The organism is Streptomyces sp. NPDC059696, assembly GCF_042733745.1.
In the GTDB taxonomy this organism is placed as follows: domain Bacteria; phylum Actinomycetota; class Actinomycetes; order Streptomycetales; family Streptomycetaceae; genus Streptomyces.
Genome location: NZ_JBHWFG010000026.1, coordinates 1 through 17,858, shown reverse-complemented (window position 1 = coordinate 17,858; position 17,858 = coordinate 1). Strand labels below are relative to the sequence as shown.

Genomic DNA, 17,858 nt, shown 5'->3' with positions numbered 1-17,858 from the left:
CGGAAGACCGCGTCGGAAAATGAGGGTGGGCGAGAATGATGGACGTGATGCCACTGCTGCTGCTCGTGGCGGGCAGCGCCGCTGTCGCTGCGGCCGCACGGCGCACCCCGGTGCCGGCGCCGCTGCTGCTGGTGGGCGTGGCGCTGGCGGTCAGCTACGTGCCGGGGGTGCCCGAGTACACGCTCGACCCGCACGTCGTCCTGCCGCTGATCCTGCCGCCGCTGCTCTACACGGCCGCGACCGACAGCTCCTACCTCGACCTGCGGGCGCAGCTGCGGCCGGTCGCGATGCTGTCCGTCGGGTACGTGCTCTTCGCGACCTTCGTCGTCGGCTGGGCCCTGTACGTGATCGTGCCGGGGATGCCGCTGACCGCGGCCCTGGTCTTCGGCGCGGTGGTGGCACCCCCGGACGCGGTCGCGGCGACGGCCGTCGCCCGCCGGGTGGGGCTGCCGTCGCGGATCACCACGATCCTCCAGGGCGAGTCCCTGCTCAACGACGCCACCGCCATCACCGCCTACCGGGTGGCCCTGGCCGCCGCCGTCGGCGAGGGCGTGACCTGGGCCGAAGGCATCGGCGAGTTCCTGCTCGCGGCCGTCGGCGGCGTCGTGGTGGGCCTGGTGCTGATGGCGCCGATCCACTGGCTGCGCACGCACGTGAAGGAGGCGCTGCTGCAGAACACGCTGTCCCTGCTGATCCCCTTCGTCGCGTACGCCGTCGCCGAGCAACTGCACGCTTCCGGTGTCCTCGCGGTCGTGGTCGTCGCGCTCTACCTGGGGCACCGCGCGTGGGAGGTCGATTTCGCGACCCGTCTGCAGGAGGAGGCGGTCTGGAAGATGGTCGCCTTCGTCCTGGAGTCGGCGGTGTTCGCGCTGATCGGCCTGCAGCTGCCCGTGGTGCTGCGGGGGCTCGGGGAGTACGAGGGCGTCGACGCCGCCTGGTACGCGCTCGCCGTGTTCCTGGTCGTCGTCGCTTCCCGGTTCGTCTGGGTGTACCCCGCCACCTTCCTGCCCCGGATGCTGTCGTCCCGGGTGCGGGAACGGGAGGAGGATCCCACGTGGAAGGGGCCCTTCGTCATCGCGTGGGCCGGGATGCGGGGTGTGGTCTCGCTGGCCATCGCCTTCTCCATCCCGCTCACCACGCACGACGGCGACGAGCCCTTCCCGCAGCGCAACCTCATCCTCTTCCTGACCTTCACGACGGTCATCGGGACCCTGGTCGTGCAAGGCCTGACCCTGCCGCCGCTCATCCGGGTGCTGAAGTTCCCCGAGCGGGACGCGCAGACCGAGACGCTCGCCGAGGCCAACGCCCAGGCGCAGGCCTCACGGGCCGCCGAGCGGCGCCTGGACGAGCTCCTCACCGACGAGCGCAACGCGCTGCCCGCCCCGCTCGCCGACCGGCTGCGCACCGTGCTGGAGCGCCGCCGCAACGCGGTGTGGGAGCGGCTCGGCCAGGCCAACCCGATCACGGGGGAGTCCGTCGACGACACCTACCGGCGACTGTCGAGGGAGATGATCAGCGCCGAGCGCGAGGTGTTCGTCAGACTCCGGGACGGCCGCTACATCGACGACGAGATGCTGCGGACCCTACTGCGCAGGCTGGACCTGGAGGAGGCCGCGGCGTTCCGGGAGGCGGCGTGACGGCCGGGCGGCGCCTCACGGAGGGCACAGCGGCGCTCGCGGAGGCAACAGCGGCGCAGCGCGCGGGCGCGGAGGTGCCCTGCGGAGGGAGCGGCGGCGCACCGGGGCGGGCACGGCGGCGCCCTGCGGAGGAAGCAGCGGGGTCCGGGGCGGGGACAGCGGTGCCCTGCGGAGGGATCAGCGGGGCCCGGGGCGGGTCGGCGGTGCCCCGCTGAGGGAGCGGCGGCGCTAGGGAACACGCCGGGACTCCTCAGGGGAAAGGGCGGCCGGTGACCACGGCCGCGACCGCCGTCCCGCGTGGGAACGCCCCCTCGCCGGCCAGCGTGACGAGTCCGTACAGCAGCTTGGCGACGTACAGACGCTCCACCGGCAGGCCGTGCCGCTGTTCGAAGTCCGCAGCGAAGGCGTCGAGCTCGGCGGGCACGCGCGCGTAGCCACCGCCATGGAAACGCTCGTCCAGGCTCCAGTTGCCGCAACGGCCGCCGAACGCCGCACGCTGCAAGGCCTCCGTCTCGCCGGCCAGGAAGCCGCCCTTGAGCACCGGCACACCCAGGGCGCGCGACCCGGTGCCGAGACCGGCGGCCATCCCCGCGAGCGTGCCGCCGGTGCCGCAGGCCACGGCGACGACCTCGGCCCGGCCGCGCAGTTCCGCGCCGAGTGCCCGGCAGCCGCGTACGGCCTCGGCATTACTGCCGCCCTCGGGGACGACGTAAGCGTCCTCGGCGCCCGCCGCGCGCAGGATGGCGGCCAGGTCACGTGGCGAGGCCTTGCGGCGGTAGGTCGACCGGTCGACGAAGTGCAGCCGCATGCCGTCGGCCGCGCAACGGGTCAGTGAGGCGTTGAGGGGCCGCCCGGCCAGCTCGTCACCACGTACGACACCGACCGTGGGGATGCCGAGCAGCCGGCCGGCCGCGGCCGTGGCACGCAGGTGGTTGGACCAGGCGCCGCCGAACGTGACGACGGGCCGGCCGGCGGCCGCCGCCAGGTTCGGCGCGAGCTTGCGCCACTTGTTGCCGATCAGCTCCGGGTGGATCAGATCGTCCCGCTTCAGCAGCAGCCGCACGCCCCTGCGCTCGAACCGGTCGTCCACGACCTCCTGCACCGGTGACGGCAGCCGGGGCCGCAGCGCGGCGAGTCCTGGGGTGTCGGGGCCGGTCACCGGGCCATTGTCACCCGGACGTGGGGGAGGAGGACGCCCCGGGCTGACGCCACCGCACCACTCCGAGCCGCCACCGACACGGTTGCCGACACGGACACCACCGACACCGTTGCCGACACCGCCACCGACACCGTTGCCGACACCGCCACCGACACCGTTGCTGACACGGACACCGACACCGTTGCCGACACCGTTGCCGCGTCCAGGCCTCCCCGCTCCGCGTCCCGGCAGCCGCCCCCAGTCCCGCCGCTCCCCGCCCCGCCCCCGCTCTCCGCCCCCGGCCCAGGCGTTTTTCGAACGCCGCGACGGCCCCCTTTGCCCAGCAGTGCGAAGATCCATTCCCCCTCTTTCGGGTAATAGCACCATGACGGCGGGTGCGGAAGGCTTGCCGGTGCACATCGATGCCCGAGGCATATGGGCGTCGGTCACAACCGGGAGGGCAGTTCTCTATGTCGGTAGGCGAAGAGGTCCGCACGGAGCAGACCAAGCCGCAGCAGAGTCTCGGCACGGCGGCCGCGCGGAACCTGGCCACCACGACCAAGTCCGTGCCGCAGATGCAGGAGATCAGCTCGCGCTGGCTGCTGCGGATGCTGCCCTGGGTCGACATCCAAGGCGGCACGTACCGGGTGAACCGACGGCTGACGTTCGCCGTGGGCGACGGCCGGGTGACGTTCGTGAAGACCGGCGACCGTGTCGAGGTCATCCCCGCCGAGCTGGGGGAGCTGCCGGCGCTGCGGTCGTACGAGGACGAGGAGGTGCTCTTCGAGCTCTCCCGCCGCTGCGAGCAGAGGGAGATCCCGGCGGGCGAGGTGATCGCCTCCTTCGGCAGCCCGTCCGACGAGGTGTACCTGCTGGCGCACGGCAGGGTGGAGAAGGTCGGCACGGGACCCTACGGCGACGACGAGTCCCTCGGAATCCTCGCCGACGGCGCCTACTTCGGCGACGAGGCGCTGCTCGACGAGGACGCCATCTGGGAGTTCACGGCGCGCACCCTCACCGCGTGCACCGTGCTGGTGCTGCCCCGCCAGGAGTTCCAGCAGATCGCGGAGCGCTCGGACACCCTGCGCGAACACCTCCAGCAGCGCCGCTCGATCCCCTCCCAGCGCTCCAACAAGTACGGCGAGAAGGAGATCGACCTCTCCTCCGGCCACTCCGGCGAGCCGGACATCCCGCACACCTTCGTCGACTACGAGGCCCGGCCCCGTGAGTACGAACTGAGCGTCGCCCAGACCGTGCTGCGCATCCACACCCGCGTGGCCGACCTCTACAACCAGCCCATGAACCAGACCGAGCAGCAGATCCGGCTGACGGTCGAGGCGCTCAAGGAGCGCCAGGAGCACGAGCTCATCAACAACCGCGACTTCGGGCTCCTGCACAACTGCGAATACGACCAGCGGATCCAGCCGCACGACGGCGTGCCCAGCCCGGACGACATGGACGAGCTGCTCAGCAGGCGCCGCGGCACCAAGCTGCTCCTCGCCCACCCGCGTGCCATCGCCGCGTTCGGCCGCGAACTCAACAAGCGCGGGCTGGTGCCCGAGACCATCGACATGGCCGGCAACCGCATCCCGACCTGGCGCGGTGTGCCGATCTTCCCGTGCAACAAGATCCCGGTCTCGGACGCCCGTACGACGTCCATCATCGCCTTGCGTACCGGCGAGGCCGACCAGGGCGTCATCGGCCTGCGCGCCTCCGGCATCCCGGACGAGATCGAGCCGAGCCTCTCGGTGCGCTTCATGGGAATCAACGAACAGGCCATCATCAAGTACCTGGTCACGGCCTACTACTCGGCCGCGGTCCTGGTACCGGACGCGCTCGGCGTCCTGGAGAACGTCGAGATCGGCCGCTGGCGGTGACGCCTGCGGCATGCTCGCTGTGTCCCCGCCCGCCAGGGCGGGTACATCCTCGGGGTACGCGCCCAGCGACAGCGGAAGCGCCACCCTCCGCTCATTCTCCGAGGCGGTGCCATGGGTGAGTCCCTCACGGAGTCCAGGACGGAGACGACGCTGCCCGCCCCGGGCGGGCAGCGCCACGCCGAGCACCGGCGGACGGCCGGGACACCGGAGGGGCGGGGGACCATCGGGGCACAGCGGGACGGCCGGCCGGCGACGGCCGAGGGGCACGAGGCGGGCATGCTGCTGGAGCGGGCCCGGGCCGTGGTCGATCCGGTGCTGCGGGCCGCGCTCGGCTCAATGCCCGGGCCGATGCGCCGGATCGCGCTCCACCACTTCGGCTGGGAAGAAACCGACGGCACGGCGGCGGAGGGGGGTTCCGGCAAGGCGATCCGGCCCGCGCTGGTCCTCGCCGCCGCGGCGGCGTGTGGCGGGTCCGAGGCGCGGGCGGGGGCGGCTCGGGCAGCTGCGGCGGTGGAGCTGGTCCACAACTTCACCCTGCTGCACGACGACCTGATGGACCGGGACACCACCCGTCGTCATCGCCCTACCGCGTGGACGGTGTTCGGTGACGCCGACGCCATCCTCGCCGGGGACGCCCTGCAGGCGCTGGCCATGCGGCTGCTCGCGCAGGATCCGCACCCGGCCGCACCGGCCGCCGCCGTCCGGCTCGCGGACTGCGTGGTCGAACTGTGCGCGGGGCAGCACGCGGACACGTCCCTGGAGCGGTGCGCCCCCGCGGAGGTCACGCTCGACGAGGTGCTCGCCATGGCGCAGGCCAAGACGGGTGCCCTGATCGGAAGTGCCTGCGCGATCGGCGGACTGTACGGGGGAGCCTCGGAGGCGGAAGTGGCGGCGCTGAACGCGTTCGGACGGGAGGCCGGGCTCGCCTTCCAGCTCATCGACGACGTCATCGGCATCTGGGGCGATCCGCGTCGCACCGGCAAACCCGTAGGTGCCGACCTGGCCGCCCGCAAGAAGTCCCTGCCGGTGGCCGCGGCCCTCGCCTCCGGCCATCCGGCCGCGGGCGAACTCGCCGAACTCTACGCACGATCAGGCGGGATGGAGGACCTGGAGCGCATCGCCGTGGCGGTGGAGCGCGCGGGCGGGCGCGACTGGGCCCAGGGCCAGGCGGCCGACCGGATGGCCCGGGCGATGCAGCACCTGGCCCGAGCGGTGCCGGATCCGGAGGCGGCGGGAGGTCTGCTGGCGCTCGCCGAGTTCGTGACGCGGCAAGCCGGTTGAGAGCCTGCGGAGGCCGGCGCCCGCATCCCGGCGCGGCGTGGGGGCGGCGGCCAGCGGCAGCCGGGGGCTCACATCGGTGCAGGGCCCCGTCCTCGCCACGAACCGCCACAAACGACCACACCGACCACGTGGGCGATGCGATGCCCCTTCGGGCCACCGAAGGGTAAAACTCCGGAGCGCCGGTGGCCGTGCGGCTCCTGACCCCGCACAGCCACCGGCCTCCGGTCGGCGGGCCCCGCACTGCCCCACGGTGTGCGGGGCCCGCTTCTTTTCCTGGAAGGACCCCGGACCAACTCCGGGACGGCGGCCTCCGGATGGCCCCCGGGTCAACTCCGGGACGGCCTCCGGATGGCCCCCGGATCAACTCCGGGACGGCCTCCGGATGGCCCCCGGGCAATTCCTGGACAGCCTCCGGATGGCCCCGGGGTAATTCCCGGACGGCCTCCGGATGGCCCCCAGGGCAATGCCCGGACGGCCCCCGGGGCAACTATCGGTCAACCTCCGGACAGCTCCCGGGTCAACTCCCGTATGAGCGGCGTCCGGACCCACCCCTGCATCTGCTCCCGCGCGGCGCGTGCACCGCTCCCGTATCGGTCGGAATTGAGCGCATGTTCAGCCTGATCCCGCCAAGATCCTGTGCGCGGCGTTCTGCCGGAGCCGGTCCCCCTACGATCGACGCCCGTCGGGACGAGCGAAGGGGCGGGGCATGGGTGTGGCCATCCGGACGGCGGACGCAGGGGACAGGGAGCTGATCGTCCGGCTCCTGGACGAGGCGTTCCAGGACGATCCCGTGAGCGGTTGGGTCTTCCCCGGGACGGAGGAGCGCCGTGCCAAGCACCCCGGACTCATGGCCGCCTTCACCGACATCGTGCTCGCGGCCGGCCGCATAGATGTCACCGAGGACGGCTCGGCCTGCGCCTTGTGGCTCTCCATACCCGCGGACGACGGGCACGCCGGCCAAGGTGAAGCCGGACGGGATCACGACGACGTCTCCGACGACGAAGGGCCGGCCCAGGTGCGGGAGGCCGTCGACCCCGGCAACGAGCGCATCGAGGCGATCGGCCGGCTGACGGCAGCCATTCATCCCACCGGCCGGGCTCACGAGTACCTGTGGATGATCGGTGTCTCGCCCCGCCGCCAGGGTGAGGGTCTGGGCACCGCGCTCATCGAGGCCGTCCTCGACCGTTGCGACCGTGAGGGTCTGCCCGCCTATCTGGAGGCCAGCAGCGCCCGCAGCCGCGCGCTGTACGAGCGCCTGGGCTTCGCGGACGCCGGCCCGGCCCTCGACCTGCCGGACGGCCCGGCGATGTGGCCCATGTGGCGCGAGCCCAGGGCGCACGGCCGACCTTCCTAGACCTACCGGCGCGCGTGCCGCCCGCCTGCCACGGGCGAACGGCGGTGCCCAGGGCTGCATACGGAGTCCGTTCTCTCACTTTCGGTGATGCATCGCCATTCTGCGACCACTACAAAAGAACCTGGGGTCGGTGCGCACGTTCGGCAACGGCGCCCTGGTGCGCACGTACAGCAGGAAGCGCTGAACCCACGACCGACCTACTCTGAGGACATGGGCAGCGACGAACACGTCTGTCCCAGCTGCGGACAGCCAGTGGAGACGGTGGTCCGGCGTCACAAGACGCTGGGCGCCTGGGTCCCCCGATGGGTGGCGGGCCCGTGCCGCAATCCGGAGTGCGGGGCCTACAGCGCGGATGCCGTGGACAGCGGGCACCCCGTCGAGGGCACGCGCCCCGGTGAGGCCCACCCGGCCGCCGAGGAGAAGACCCCACCCACGACGACGGCCCGGCCCGAAGCGGGCTCCGGCCCGGTCGGCGGGGCCCGGTCAGGGCCCGCTCCGGGCCCCGGGGGAACCGCCGCGAAGAATTCCTGAACCCGTGTCCCGATACGCCACCCGGCTCCGACGTCCCCTGTGAAGAGCCGCCCGGCGGGGCGGTGCGAGCCAAGGAGCGGACTGATGAAGTACCTGGTCATGGTGCAGGGCACGCAGGCGGACTACGAGGCCATGCGGGGCAAGGCGTCGGCGGACTCCCCGGCCTGGAGCGAGGAGGACGTGCAGACCATGTTCGCCTACATGGGCGCCATCAACGACGACCTCTCCGAGAGCGGTGAGCTCGTCGACGCGCAGGGCCTGGCCGAGCCGGCCCAGACCCGGCATGTCACCCTCGGCGACGATGGCAAGGCCGTGATCACCGACGGGCCGTACGGCGAGACCGAGGAGCTGCCGGCCGGCTACTGGGTCCTGGAGTGCGAGAGCCTGGAGCGGGTCACGGAGATCGCCGACCGTGTCTCCCGCTGCCCCCAGCCCGCCGGTGCCCCCCACCACCCGGTCGTGATCCGCCCGATCATGGACGGCTCCGGCGACCTCTGACGGACGGGCCGGCACCGACGGACGACGGGCCGGCACCGACGGACACGGCCGTGAGGAACAGGCCCGAGAACGAGGACCCGCCGCGCGGCGACGCGCCGCGGGTCCTCGGCGCGCTGGTCGGACGGTACGGGCACTTCAGTCCTGCCGCCGTCCCCCCGTCACCGGATCCCGGCTCGTCAGGCAGTACGTGCCGCCCGACGGGTCGCGCATCACCGTCCAGCCGGAGAACTCGGCCACGAAACCGGCTCCGAGTCGCTCGTGGTGCGCCCGCGTCGCCGGGATGTCGGAGCAGGCGAGGTCGAGGTGGGCCGAGGTCGTGCCCTCCTGCCCGAGGCGTTGCAGCAGCAGACGGACCGGGAGGCCGGGCGGCGGCTCGACCACGTGGAACTCCGGCAGCGCGCCCGGGCGCGACTCCCAGCCGTCGAGCAGCGCGCTCCAGAAGGCGACCTCGGCGTCGTAGGCCGAGGGCGGGACGTCCATGCACACCTGGTCGAGACGGCTGCCCCGCACCACCCCGGGCCGCGCCGACTGGCCGCGCCAGGGGTCCGCGCAGAACAACTGACCGCCGGGTGAGCGCAGGACGGCGAGCGACCCCAGGTCGGTCACCGTACGCGCCCCGAGCCGCACCGCCGCGGCGGCGAACTCCGGTACGTCGTCCACGCAGAAGTCGAGGTGCGCGCCTCCGGGCCCCGGGCCGACCGCCTGCGCCTTCACGCACGCGTCGGCGCCTTCGGGGAGCAGCGTGACGAACTCGTCGTGCTCCCCGCGCGGTTCGGACAGGTGCGTGCCGGTGACCGCCGTCCAGAAGTCGCAGGCGGCGCCGAAGGCCGCACGCGGGCGGTCGATGAAGGCGTACGTCCAGCTGATCCTCATGGGCGCGATCGTAGAGGCACGCGCCCCCGCCACCTGCGTGAACCTCGACCGGCCCGCGCCGCACCGGTGCCGATCGGCCGGCCCGCGCTGTTTGCATGCAGGAATGGACCACATCACGTTCCTCGTGGCGGCCGTCATCCTCACGGCACTGGCCTTCGACTTCACCAACGGTTTCCACGACACGGCGAACGCGATGGCCACGTCCATCGCCACCGGCGCGCTCGCACCCCGGACGGCGGTCCTGATCAGCGGTGTCCTCAACGTCGCCGGCGCGTTCCTGTCCACGGAGGTCGCCAGGACCGTCTCGGACGGCATCGTGCACGACGCCCTCGTCACCCCGGCCATGATCTTCGCGGGGCTGGTCGGCGCGATCCTGTGGAACCTGCTGACCTGGCTGGTCGGTCTGCCCTCCAGCTCCTCGCACGCCCTGTTCGGCGGGCTGATCGGGGCCGTGTGGGCCGGTGCGGGCAGCCACGGCGTCGACTTCGCCAAGGTCGTCGAGAAGGTCTTGGTGCCGGCGGTCGCCTCGCCCGTCGTGGCCGGTGTCGCCGCGCTGCTCGCCACCCACCTCGCCTACCGGCTCACCCGCCGGGCCGACGGGGACCGCGTGGCCCGGGGATTCCGCGCCGGCCAGATCGCCTCCGCCTCGCTGGTCTCCCTCGCGCACGGCACGAACGACGCGCAGAAGACCATGGGTGTCATCACCCTCACCCTGATCTCGGCCGGTGCGCTCGGCCACCACGCCGGACCGCCCCTGTGGGTGGTCGCCTCCGCGGGCCTGGCCATCGGCCTCGGCACGTACCTCGGCGGCTGGCGGATCATCCGCACCATGGGCAAGGGCCTGACGGAGATCCGGTCGCCGCAGGGCTTCGCCGCCGAGACCGCTTCCACGACCGTCATCCTGGCGTCCGCGCACCTCGGTTTCGCCCTGTCCACCACGCAGGTGGCCGCGGGCGGCATCCTCGGGGCGGGCCTCGGCCGCAGGCTCGCGGAGGTCCGCTGGGGTGTCGCGGGACGGATGGTGGTCGCCTGGGCGGTCACGCTGCCCGCCGCCGCGCTGGTCGGCGCACTGGCCGCCGCGGTCGTGCACCACGGCGGCGACCTCGGCACGGCCGCCGTCGCCCTGGCCGGCGCGGCCCTCGCCGCCGGCATCGTCCTCGTCTCACGCCGTGACCCGGTGCACGCGCGCAACGTCAACGACACCTGCGAAGCCGCCCTCGACGGTGAGCAGCCCACCGAGGTCGGGGCGGCGGCCTGACCGGCGAGAGCAGACCGGACAGTCCGCTCGGGCCTGCTCTCCGGTAGCGGGAAGGGGTGCGGCGGTGCGGATTTCCGCCTGGCCGCCGCGAGAGTTCCGCCCCGCGGACGACAGTGGGCCCCGTACCCGGTGACCGGGTACGGGGCCCACCGCCCCCTGTCACCCGGCCCGCGTGGCGAGCCGGGTGACCAGGAGAAGGATCAAGCCTTCTTGGTCTCCCAGAAGATCTTGTCGATCTGGGCGATGTAGTCCAGCGCCTTCTGGCCGGTGGCCGGGTCGGTCGAACCCTTGGCGGCGGAGAGGGCCTTCAGGGTGTCGTTGACCAGCTGGTGCAGCTCCGGGTACTTCTCGAAGTGCGGGGGCTTGAAGTAGTCGCTCCAGAGCACCGACACGTGGTGCTTGGCGAGCTCGGCGCGCTGCTCCTTGATGACGGTGGCACGCGCCTGGAAGTGCGGGTCGTCGTTGCCGGCCATCTTCTCCTGGACAGCCTTGACCGACTCCGCCTCGATGCGGGCCTGGGCAGGGTCGTACACACCGCAGGGAAGGTCGCAGTGCGCACTGACCTTGACCTTGGGGGCAAACAGGCGGGAAAGCATGGAGCATTCCTTCCTCGTGATCGTCTTCTCACAGGGGACATTACTCCGTGAGGGACGGCTTTTCGCGGGTGCCCCCATGGGCTTAGGACAAAAGTCCGGGGTGAGACTGAGACTGGTGGAGGAAGAACCGGGGAGGTGCCGGGTGATGCCGGAGCTGTCGCAGGAGTCCGAGCGGGGGAGGCCGGCCCCTCCCTTCGGGGTGGCCGAGGTCACCGGGCCGTCCATGGTGCCCACGCTGTACCACGGGGACCGGCTCCTGGTGCACTACGGGGCCCGGGTCAGGCCCGGCGACGTCGTCGTGCTGCGGCACCCCTTCCAGCAGGACCTGCTGGTCGTCAAGCGGATCGCCGAGCGGCGCGACAGCGGCTGGTGGGTGCTCGGGGACAACGCGTACGCCGGCGGCGACAGCACCGACTACGGCGTCGTGCCCGACGACCTCGTGCTGGGGCGGGTCCGGTTCCGCTACCGGCCGCGCAGGCCGGACCGGCGCTCCCCCTGGGCGCTGCTCGGCTGGGCGCTGTCGGCGGCCAGGCCCGTGCTCTCGGGCACCTCGGGCCGGGTGGCCTCCAGGCGCTTGCGGGCGCGGTAGGCCGCCACGTTGGCGCGGGTGGCGCAGCGGTCGGAGCAGTAGCGCCGCGAGCGGTTGGTGGAGGTGTCGAGGTAGGCGTTGCGGCAGGGCGCGGCCTCGCACAGGCCGAGGCGGTCCACGCCGTACTCGGTCAGGTGGAACGCCAGGCCCATCGCCGCGATCGCCGCGTAGCCCGCGGTCGCGTTCGACGGGTGGTCCGCCAGGTGCATGTGCCACAGGGGGCGGCCGTCGTCGTCGCGGAAGTCGTGCCCGGAGATCTGCGGGCTCACCGGGAACTCCAGCAGCAGCGAGTTCAGCAGGTCGACGGCGAGCCTCTCGTCACCGGTGTCGGCCGCCTCGAAGACCGCGCGCAGCCGGGCCCGGACCGAGCGGAAGCGGGTCACGTCCGCGTCGGTGGCGCGACGGGCCGCCGACTGGCTGGGTCCGAACAGATCACGGACGGCCTCGACCGACGTCAGCGCGTCCTTGCCCCGGGCCGGCTCCTCGGTGTTGACGAGGCGCACGGCATAGTCCGAGTAATAGGCCAGTTCCACTTGTAGTCCTTACGGAGGGGCTTTATGGTCGTGAGCGCGCACTGGTAACAGCTGATGGTGCTTCCAGGGTATTACGAGGGAGGGGCTCGATGACGGACGCGGACACCACCACGGCCACCACCGACTGGCAGGCCTGGCAGGAGAGCTGGGACCGCCAGCAGGAGTGGTACATGCCCGACCGCGAGGAGCGGTTCCGGATCATGCTCGACATGGTGGAGGCCCTCGTGGGCACCGCCCCCCGCGTCCTCGACCTCGCCTGCGGCACGGGCAGCATCACCGCCCGGCTGCTCGCCCGGTTCCCGGACGCCACCAGCACCGGCGTCGACCTCGACCCGGCCCTCCTCGCCATCGCCGAGGGCACCTTCGCCGGTGACGAGCGGGTCGGTCTGGTCACCGCCGACCTCAAGGACCCGGACTGGCCGTCGAAGCTGCCGTACGACTCCTACGACGCCGTCCTCACCGCGACGGCCCTGCACTGGCTGCACAAGGAACCCCTCGCGGACCTCTACGGCCAGGTCGCGGGACTCGTCCGCGCCGGCGGTGTCTTCATGAACGCGGACCACATGATCGACGAGACCACGCCCCGGATCAACGCGGCGGAGCGCGCCCAGCGGCACGCCCGCATGGATCAGGCCAAGCGGGACGGCACCCCCGACTGGGCCGAGTGGTGGCAGCTCGCGGCGCAGGACCCGGCCCTCGCCGGGCCCACCGCCCGGCGCTACGAGATCTACGGCGAACACGCCGACGGCGACATGCCGTCCGCGGCCTGGCACGCGCGCGTCCTGCGCGAGAAGGGCTTCGCTGAGGCCAGGCCGGTGTGGTGCTCGCCGTCCGACACCCTCCTGCTGGCTCTGAGGTAGGGCACGCGAAGGGGGCGGCACGGAGATCCCGTACCGCCCCCTCGCCGTGCGTACCGTCAGAGCACCTTGGACAGGAACGACTTCGTCCGCTCGTGCTGCGGGTTCGTCAGCACCTCGCGCGGGTGACCGGATTCGACCACCACGCCGCCGTCCATGAAGACCAGGCTGTCGCCCACCTCGCGGGCGAAGCCCATCTCGTGGGTGACGACGATCATCGTCATGCCGGACTCGGCGAGGTCGCGCATGACGTCCAGGACGTCACCGACCAGCTCCGGGTCGAGTGCCGAGGTCGGCTCGTCGAACAGCATCAGCTTCGGGTCCATGGCCAGGGCCCGGGCGATGGCGACGCGCTGCTGCTGGCCGCCGGAGAGCTGGGAGGGGTAGTTGCCCGCCTTGTCGGCCAGGCCCACCCGGTCCAGCAGTTCCAGGGCGCGCTCCCGGGCCTTGCCCTTGCCCACGCCCTTGACCTGGATGGGCGCCTCCATGACGTTCTCCACGGCCGTCATGTGCGGGAACAGGTTGAAGCGCTGGAAGACCATGCCGATGTCCCGGCGCTTGACCGCGACCTCGCTGTCCTTCAGCTCGTAGAGCTTGTCGCCCTTCTGCCGGTAGCCGACCAGCTCGCCGTCGACGTACAGACGGCCCGCGTTGATCTTCTCCAGGTGGTTGATGCACCTCAGGAAGGTCGACTTGCCGGAGCCGGAGGGGCCGATGAGGCAGAACACCTCACCCTGCTTCACCTCCAGGTCGATGCCCGTGAGGACTTCTACGGGGCCGAAGGACTTGTGAACGCCCTCGGCCTTGACCATGACGGTCATGCGGTGCCTCCCGTCGACGCCGAGCGGTTGGACAGGGACAGCAGATTCGCCTTGATCTTCTGGAACGGAGTGGCCGGCAGGGACCGGCTCGAACCACGCGCGTAGTACCGCTCCAGGTAGTACTGGCCCACGCTGAAGATCGAGGTCAGCAGCAGGTACCAGGCGGCCGCCAGGAACAGCATCTCGGCCGGGGCGCCGGACGTCTGGCCGATGTCCTGGGCCGCGCGCAGCAGCTCGGGATACTGGACGACCGAGACCAGCGAGGTCGTCTTCAGCATGTTGATGACCTCGTTGCCCGTCGGCGGCACGATCACGCGCATCGCCTGCGGGATGACGATCCGGCGCAGCGTCTTGGCGTGGCTCATGCCCAGGGCGTGCGACGCCTCGGTCTGGCCCTCGTCGACGGAGAGCAGACCGGCACGGCAGATCTCCGCCATGTACGCGGCCTCGTTCAGGCCGAGGCCCAGCAGCGCCGTCAGGAACGGGGTCATGAAGTCCGACCACTCGTCCTTGTAGAACGGCCCGAGGTTGATGTACTCGAAGACCAGGCCGAGGTTGAACCAGACGATCAGCTGGACCAGGACCGGCGTGCCGCGGAAGAACCAGATGTAGAACCACGCGATCGACGAGGTCACAGGGTTCTTCGACAGGCGCATCACGGCGAGCAGGACGCCGCCGATGACGCCGATCGCCATGGACAGGATCGTCAGCAGGAGGGTCTTGCCGACGCCGTCCAGGATGCGGTCGTCGAAGAAGTAGTCCGGGATCGCACCCCAGTTGATCTTGCCCTGGGAGAACGCGTAGACGACCCCGCCCAGCAGGGCGATGGCGACGACGGCGGAGACGTACCGCCCGTAGTGCCGGACCGGGATGGCCTTGATGGCCTCCGGTCCGGCCGGGGGCGTGTCGGCCGGCGTCTTGTCGATGTCAACAGTCACGGGTGTTGCCTTTCAGTGCCGCTGCGCTGCGGTCACTTGCCGCCGTTGATGGTGGCCGCGTCGATGGACCCGTCCGTGACGCCCCACTTCTTCATGATCTTCTCGTACTCACCGCTCTTGATGACGGCGTCCAGCGCGTCCTTGAGGGCGTCACGCAGCTGGGTCTGGTTCTTGGCGACCGCGATGCCGTACGGGGCGGCCTCGACCTGCTCGCCGACCAGCTGGAAGTCCTTGCCGCCGCCGGAGGTCTTCACCGCGTACGCGGCGACCGGGAAGTCGGACGAGCCGGCGTCGGCGCCGCCCGCGCGCAGACGGGTCTGGGCCTGCTGGTCGTTGTCGAAGGCCTCGATGGCGATCTTCTTGCCGGCCGGGCACTTCTTCGACTCGGCCTTGGCGAGGTCCTCGGAGACGGTGCCGCGCTGCAGCACGATCTTCTTGCCGCACAGGTCGGACCAGGTCTTGATGCCCTGGTCGTCGCCCTTCTTGGTGTAGATCGAGACACCGGCCGTGAAGTAGTCGACGAAGTCGACGCCCTCACCGACCTTCTTTCCGGTGTCGGAGTCGATGCCCTCCTGGCGGTCCTTGGTGTCGGTCATCGCGGACATGGCGATGTCGTACCGCTTGGAACGCAGACCCGTGATCAGCGTGTCGAAGGTGCCGTTCTCGAACTGGAAGTCGACCCCGAGCTGCTTGCCCATGGCGGCGGCGAGGTCGGGGTCGATGCCGACGACCTTGCCGGAGCTGTCCTTGAACTCGACCGGGGCGTAGGCGATGTCGGAGCCGACCTTGATGACGCCCTTGTCGCGGATGGCCTGCGGCAGCTTGTCGGCGAGCGGGGCCGAGGCCGAGGTGTCGCTCGAGCCGGTGTCCTTGGTCTGGTCACCGCATCCGGTGAGCATCAGCGCGCCTGCGACCGCGATCGCACCGACCGCTGCTAGCCGGGAGTGCGCGGCGGTGGTACGACGGGTGGAGCTTGCGGTCATGGTGGGTTCCTCCGGCGGATGGGTGGAGTTGCCGATGGGGCGGGCCGTCGCCGATGGGGTCGGCGCGGCCGTGGCATGCCGAAGGTTTCGGCAGTGCCGTGGGTCGACGAGAGCACACCTCTTCGAGTGTCGCGACCTCGTGTGATTACGGCATCTTGCCATTCGGACTGCGCGATTCTGGGGGCCAGCCATGTCAAAATCGGATAACGGGCGACCCCCGAACCGCACCACTCCGGTACATCACGGCCGGACCTTCTGCAGGAATGAACCGTTCCGGCGGGAAGATCTTCGGTAAATCCCGAGATTTCAATACGGGGGCCGAGGGCTTCACGGATGGTTGAGTGGGTGTGGCTACGTTGTCCAGGTCTTGTCCCGATTTTGGACGAAGCGTCAGGGCGCCGTCATGTGACCTTCGCGTTATGGACTCGTCGTCGACGCCATCCGTCCGGTAAGAAGGGTCTTTACACCCCTCATCCGGGGCTCAGGGCGCGTGTGCGGCGCGCCCGTCGCGTACGCGCCCGTACGTATACACGTACAAGCACGACATGGGCCTGCGCGGTGCCCGCCCACCCCTCACCAGGAGTGGCCACCCTCAAAACAATGAAGATTTAAGGGGTAAAACGAAGTGGCAGCGGAGATCGTCAATCCTCGCAGCGAGAGCAAGACCGGCGATACGGATCACGAGGGCAGTGCGGAGCCCCTCGACTCCTTCGACCCGGCGTTCGCGCTGCACCGCGGCGGCAAGATGGCTGTGCAGGCCACCGTGCCGGTCCGCGACAAGGACGACCTGTCCCTGGCGTACACGCCCGGCGTCGCGAAGGTGTGCAGCGCGATCGCGGAGCAGCCGGAGCTCGTGCACGACTACACGTGGAAGTCGTCGGTCGTGGCCGTCGTGACCGACGGTACGGCCGTGCTGGGCCTCGGCGACATCGGGCCCGAGGCCTCCCTCCCGGTGATGGAGGGCAAGGCGATTCTGTTCAAGCAGTTCGGCGGCGTGGACGCGGTTCCGATCGCCCTGAACTGCACGGACGTCGACGAGATCGTCGAGACCGTGGTGCGGCTCGCGCCGTCGTTCGGCGGCGTCAACCTGGAGGACATCTCGGCACCCCGGTGCTTCGAGGTCGAGCGCAAGCTCCAGGAGCGGCTGGACATCCCGGTCTTCCACGACGACCAGCACGGTACGGCGGTCGTGACGCTGGCCGCCCTGCGGAACGCCGCGCGGCTGAGCGGGCGGGCGCTGGGAGAGCTGCGGGCCGTCATCTCCGGCGCCGGCGCGGCGGGTGTCGCCATCGCCAAGATGCTGGTCGAGGCCGGGATCGGCGATGTCGCGGTGGCCGACCGCAAGGGTGTCGTGTCGGCGGACCGGGACGACCTCACGGCGGTCAAGCGGGAGCTGGCCGGGTTCACGAACAAGGCCGGGATCACCGGGTCGCTGGAAGCGGCGCTGGAAGGGGCCGATGTGTTCATCGGCGTCTCCGGCGGCACGGTCGCAGAGTCCGCGGTGGCGACGATGGCCAAGGGCGCGTTCGTCTTCGCCATGGCGAACCCGAACCCCGAGGTGCACCCGGAGGTCGCGCACAAGTACGCGGCGGTCGTGGCGACCGGGCGGTCCGACTTCCCGAACCAGATCAACAACGTGCTGGCCTTCCCGGGGATCTTCGCCGGGGCGCTGCAGGTGCGGGCCTCGCGGATCACGGAGGGGATGAAGCTGGCCGCCGCGGAGGCGCTGGCCGCCGTGGTCGGGGACGATCTCGCCGCCGACTACGTCATCCCGTCGCCGTTCGACGAGCGGGTCGCTCCGGCTGTCACGGCCGCGGTCGCGGCGGCTGCTCGGGCCGAGGGTGTGGCCCGGCGCTGACGCCGACACCGACACCGGTGTGAGGTGGCCCCGCCCGGGCTCGGGTGGGGCCATTTCTTTGCCTGGGGGTGGGTCTGTTCGGGTGGTGTGCGGGTGATGTGCCGGCGCTTGGCCCTCGCGCCTGCGCGTGACGCCGGGTGGTGGGTCGGGGCCGCGTCGGGGGGTGTCCGTCCTCGGAACGGCGCGATGGGGTCTCACGCCGACTGACTGTTCGTTGACGCGCCAACCGCTGCGGG

16 protein-coding genes and 1 pseudogene are annotated in these 17,858 nt (G+C 71.2%); 10 read left to right on the top strand and 7 right to left on the bottom strand.

Features of this window, described 5'->3' with window-relative positions; all coding sequences use genetic code 11:
- The first annotated feature begins 38 nt into the window (after positions 1–38).
- Positions 39–1,637: a Na+/H+ antiporter gene (locus tag ACFV20_RS25865; RefSeq protein WP_385660304.1), complete on the top strand. Its 1,599-nt coding sequence runs from the start codon at positions 39–41 to the stop codon at positions 1,635–1,637.
- A gap of 250 nt (positions 1,638–1,887) precedes the next feature.
- On the opposite strand, the gene ACFV20_RS25860 is transcribed toward ACFV20_RS25865, so the two are convergent.
- Positions 1,888–2,796: a 1-aminocyclopropane-1-carboxylate deaminase/D-cysteine desulfhydrase gene (locus ACFV20_RS25860; protein WP_385660141.1), complete on the bottom strand. Its 909-nt coding sequence runs from the start codon at positions 2,794–2,796 to the stop codon at positions 1,888–1,890.
- Positions 2,797–3,245: 449 nt separating this feature from the next.
- Here ACFV20_RS25860 and ACFV20_RS25855 point away from each other — a divergent pair, with 449 nt between their 5' ends.
- The 5 genes from ACFV20_RS25855 (at position 3,246) to ACFV20_RS25835 (ending at position 8,316) form a co-directional block, all read left to right on the top strand.
- The gene (locus tag ACFV20_RS25855) at positions 3,246–4,652 is read left to right on the top strand and encodes a family 2B encapsulin nanocompartment shell protein (protein ID WP_385660139.1); all 1,407 of its coding nucleotides are present in this window, start codon (positions 3,246–3,248) and stop codon (positions 4,650–4,652) included.
- 111 nt (positions 4,653–4,763) lie between these two features.
- Positions 4,764–5,933 carry a family 2 encapsulin nanocompartment cargo protein polyprenyl transferase gene (locus tag ACFV20_RS25850; protein WP_385660137.1) on the top strand — a complete coding sequence of 390 codons (1,170 nt, stop codon included), beginning with the start codon at positions 4,764–4,766 and terminating at the stop codon, positions 5,931–5,933.
- Positions 5,934–6,639: 706 nt separating this feature from the next.
- Complete coding sequence (locus tag ACFV20_RS25845) at positions 6,640–7,287, top strand: GNAT family N-acetyltransferase (protein ID WP_385660135.1); 648 nt, start codon at positions 6,640–6,642, stop codon at positions 7,285–7,287.
- Positions 7,288–7,497: 210 nt separating this feature from the next.
- Positions 7,498–7,818 carry a hypothetical protein gene (locus ACFV20_RS25840; RefSeq protein ID WP_385660133.1) on the top strand — a complete coding sequence of 107 codons (321 nt, stop codon included), beginning with the start codon at positions 7,498–7,500 and terminating at the stop codon, positions 7,816–7,818.
- Between the two features lie 84 nt (positions 7,819–7,902).
- Positions 7,903–8,316 carry a YciI family protein gene (locus ACFV20_RS25835; RefSeq protein WP_385660131.1) on the top strand — a complete coding sequence of 138 codons (414 nt, stop codon included), beginning with the start codon at positions 7,903–7,905 and terminating at the stop codon, positions 8,314–8,316.
- 135 nt (positions 8,317–8,451) lie between these two features.
- Here ACFV20_RS25835 and ACFV20_RS25830 read toward each other — a convergent pair whose 3' ends face one another.
- Entirely contained in the window at positions 8,452–9,189 is a 738-nt protein-coding gene (locus ACFV20_RS25830) for a VOC family protein (RefSeq protein ID WP_385660129.1), read from the bottom strand.
- Positions 9,190–9,292: 103 nt separating this feature from the next.
- Here ACFV20_RS25830 and ACFV20_RS25825 point away from each other — a divergent pair, with 103 nt between their 5' ends.
- Positions 9,293–10,447, top strand: coding sequence for an anion permease (locus ACFV20_RS25825; RefSeq protein WP_385660127.1), 1,155 nt, complete (start codon positions 9,293–9,295; stop codon positions 10,445–10,447).
- Between the two features lie 200 nt (positions 10,448–10,647).
- Here ACFV20_RS25825 and sodN read toward each other — a convergent pair whose 3' ends face one another.
- On the bottom strand, positions 10,648–11,043 hold the full coding sequence (gene sodN / locus ACFV20_RS25820; protein ID WP_003992892.1) for a superoxide dismutase, Ni: 396 nt from the start codon (positions 11,041–11,043) through the stop codon (positions 10,648–10,650).
- On the opposite strand from sodN, the pseudogene sodX reads away from it, so the two are divergent.
- Positions 10,955–11,440 (top strand): annotated as a pseudogene (gene sodX / locus ACFV20_RS25815) (nickel-type superoxide dismutase maturation protease); the annotation flags it as partial. The gene sodN and the pseudogene sodX overlap by 89 nt on opposite strands.
- Positions 11,441–11,505: 65 nt before the next feature.
- Here sodX and ACFV20_RS25810 read toward each other — a convergent pair.
- Positions 11,506–12,165, bottom strand: coding sequence for a CGNR zinc finger domain-containing protein (locus ACFV20_RS25810; protein ID WP_385660125.1), 660 nt, complete (start codon positions 12,163–12,165; stop codon positions 11,506–11,508).
- A gap of 89 nt (positions 12,166–12,254) precedes the next feature.
- Between ACFV20_RS25810 and ACFV20_RS25805 the strand changes: the two genes are divergently transcribed.
- Complete coding sequence (locus ACFV20_RS25805; RefSeq protein WP_385660123.1) at positions 12,255–13,025, top strand: class I SAM-dependent methyltransferase; 771 nt, start codon at positions 12,255–12,257, stop codon at positions 13,023–13,025.
- Positions 13,026–13,081: 56 nt separating this feature from the next.
- On the opposite strand, the gene ACFV20_RS25800 is transcribed toward ACFV20_RS25805, so the two are convergent.
- Genes ACFV20_RS25800 through ACFV20_RS25790 form a run of 3 tightly spaced genes read right to left on the bottom strand, consistent with a single transcriptional unit; the run spans position 13,082 to position 15,764 of the window.
- Positions 13,082–13,843 (bottom strand): amino acid ABC transporter ATP-binding protein, encoded by a 762-nt coding sequence (locus ACFV20_RS25800; RefSeq protein ID WP_385660121.1) that lies wholly within the window; start codon positions 13,841–13,843, stop codon positions 13,082–13,084.
- Positions 13,840–14,781, bottom strand: coding sequence for an amino acid ABC transporter permease (locus ACFV20_RS25795; protein WP_385660120.1), 942 nt, complete (start codon positions 14,779–14,781; stop codon positions 13,840–13,842). The genes ACFV20_RS25800 and ACFV20_RS25795 overlap by 4 nt, the downstream gene beginning before the upstream one ends.
- A 32-nt stretch (positions 14,782–14,813) precedes the next feature.
- On the bottom strand, positions 14,814–15,764 hold the full coding sequence (locus ACFV20_RS25790; protein ID WP_385660118.1) for an ABC transporter substrate-binding protein: 951 nt from the start codon (positions 15,762–15,764) through the stop codon (positions 14,814–14,816).
- Positions 15,765–16,389: 625 nt separating this feature from the next.
- Here ACFV20_RS25790 and ACFV20_RS25785 point away from each other — a divergent pair.
- The gene (locus ACFV20_RS25785; RefSeq protein ID WP_385660116.1) at positions 16,390–17,622 is read left to right on the top strand and encodes an NADP-dependent malic enzyme; all 1,233 of its coding nucleotides are present in this window, start codon (positions 16,390–16,392) and stop codon (positions 17,620–17,622) included.
- The last annotated feature ends 236 nt before the right edge of the window (positions 17,623–17,858 follow it).

What these genes read in the sequence shown, in the direction of transcription:
- ACFV20_RS25800 (WP_385660121.1), bottom strand. Translation starts at nt 13,843, where the DNA reads ATGACCGTCATGGTCAAGGCCGAGGGCGTTCACAAGTCCTTCGGCCCC.
- ACFV20_RS25805 (WP_385660123.1), top strand. Translation starts at nt 12,255, where the DNA reads ATGACGGACGCGGACACCACCACGGCCACCACCGACTGGCAGGCCTGG.
- ACFV20_RS25850 (WP_385660137.1), top strand. Translation starts at nt 4,764, where the DNA reads ATGGGTGAGTCCCTCACGGAGTCCAGGACGGAGACGACGCTGCCCGCC.
- ACFV20_RS25825 (WP_385660127.1), top strand. Translation starts at nt 9,293, where the DNA reads ATGGACCACATCACGTTCCTCGTGGCGGCCGTCATCCTCACGGCACTG.
- ACFV20_RS25830 (WP_385660129.1), bottom strand. Translation starts at nt 9,189, where the DNA reads ATGAGGATCAGCTGGACGTACGCCTTCATCGACCGCCCGCGTGCGGCC.
- sodN (WP_003992892.1), bottom strand. Translation starts at nt 11,043, where the DNA reads ATGCTTTCCCGCCTGTTTGCCCCCAAGGTCAAGGTCAGTGCGCACTGC.
- ACFV20_RS25790 (WP_385660118.1), bottom strand. Translation starts at nt 15,764, where the DNA reads ATGACCGCAAGCTCCACCCGTCGTACCACCGCCGCGCACTCCCGGCTA.
- ACFV20_RS25835 (WP_385660131.1), top strand. Translation starts at nt 7,903, where the DNA reads ATGAAGTACCTGGTCATGGTGCAGGGCACGCAGGCGGACTACGAGGCC.
- ACFV20_RS25865 (WP_385660304.1), top strand. Translation starts at nt 39, where the DNA reads ATGGACGTGATGCCACTGCTGCTGCTCGTGGCGGGCAGCGCCGCTGTC.
- ACFV20_RS25840 (WP_385660133.1), top strand. Translation starts at nt 7,498, where the DNA reads ATGGGCAGCGACGAACACGTCTGTCCCAGCTGCGGACAGCCAGTGGAG.
- ACFV20_RS25845 (WP_385660135.1), top strand. Translation starts at nt 6,640, where the DNA reads ATGGGTGTGGCCATCCGGACGGCGGACGCAGGGGACAGGGAGCTGATC.
- ACFV20_RS25855 (WP_385660139.1), top strand. Translation starts at nt 3,246, where the DNA reads ATGTCGGTAGGCGAAGAGGTCCGCACGGAGCAGACCAAGCCGCAGCAG.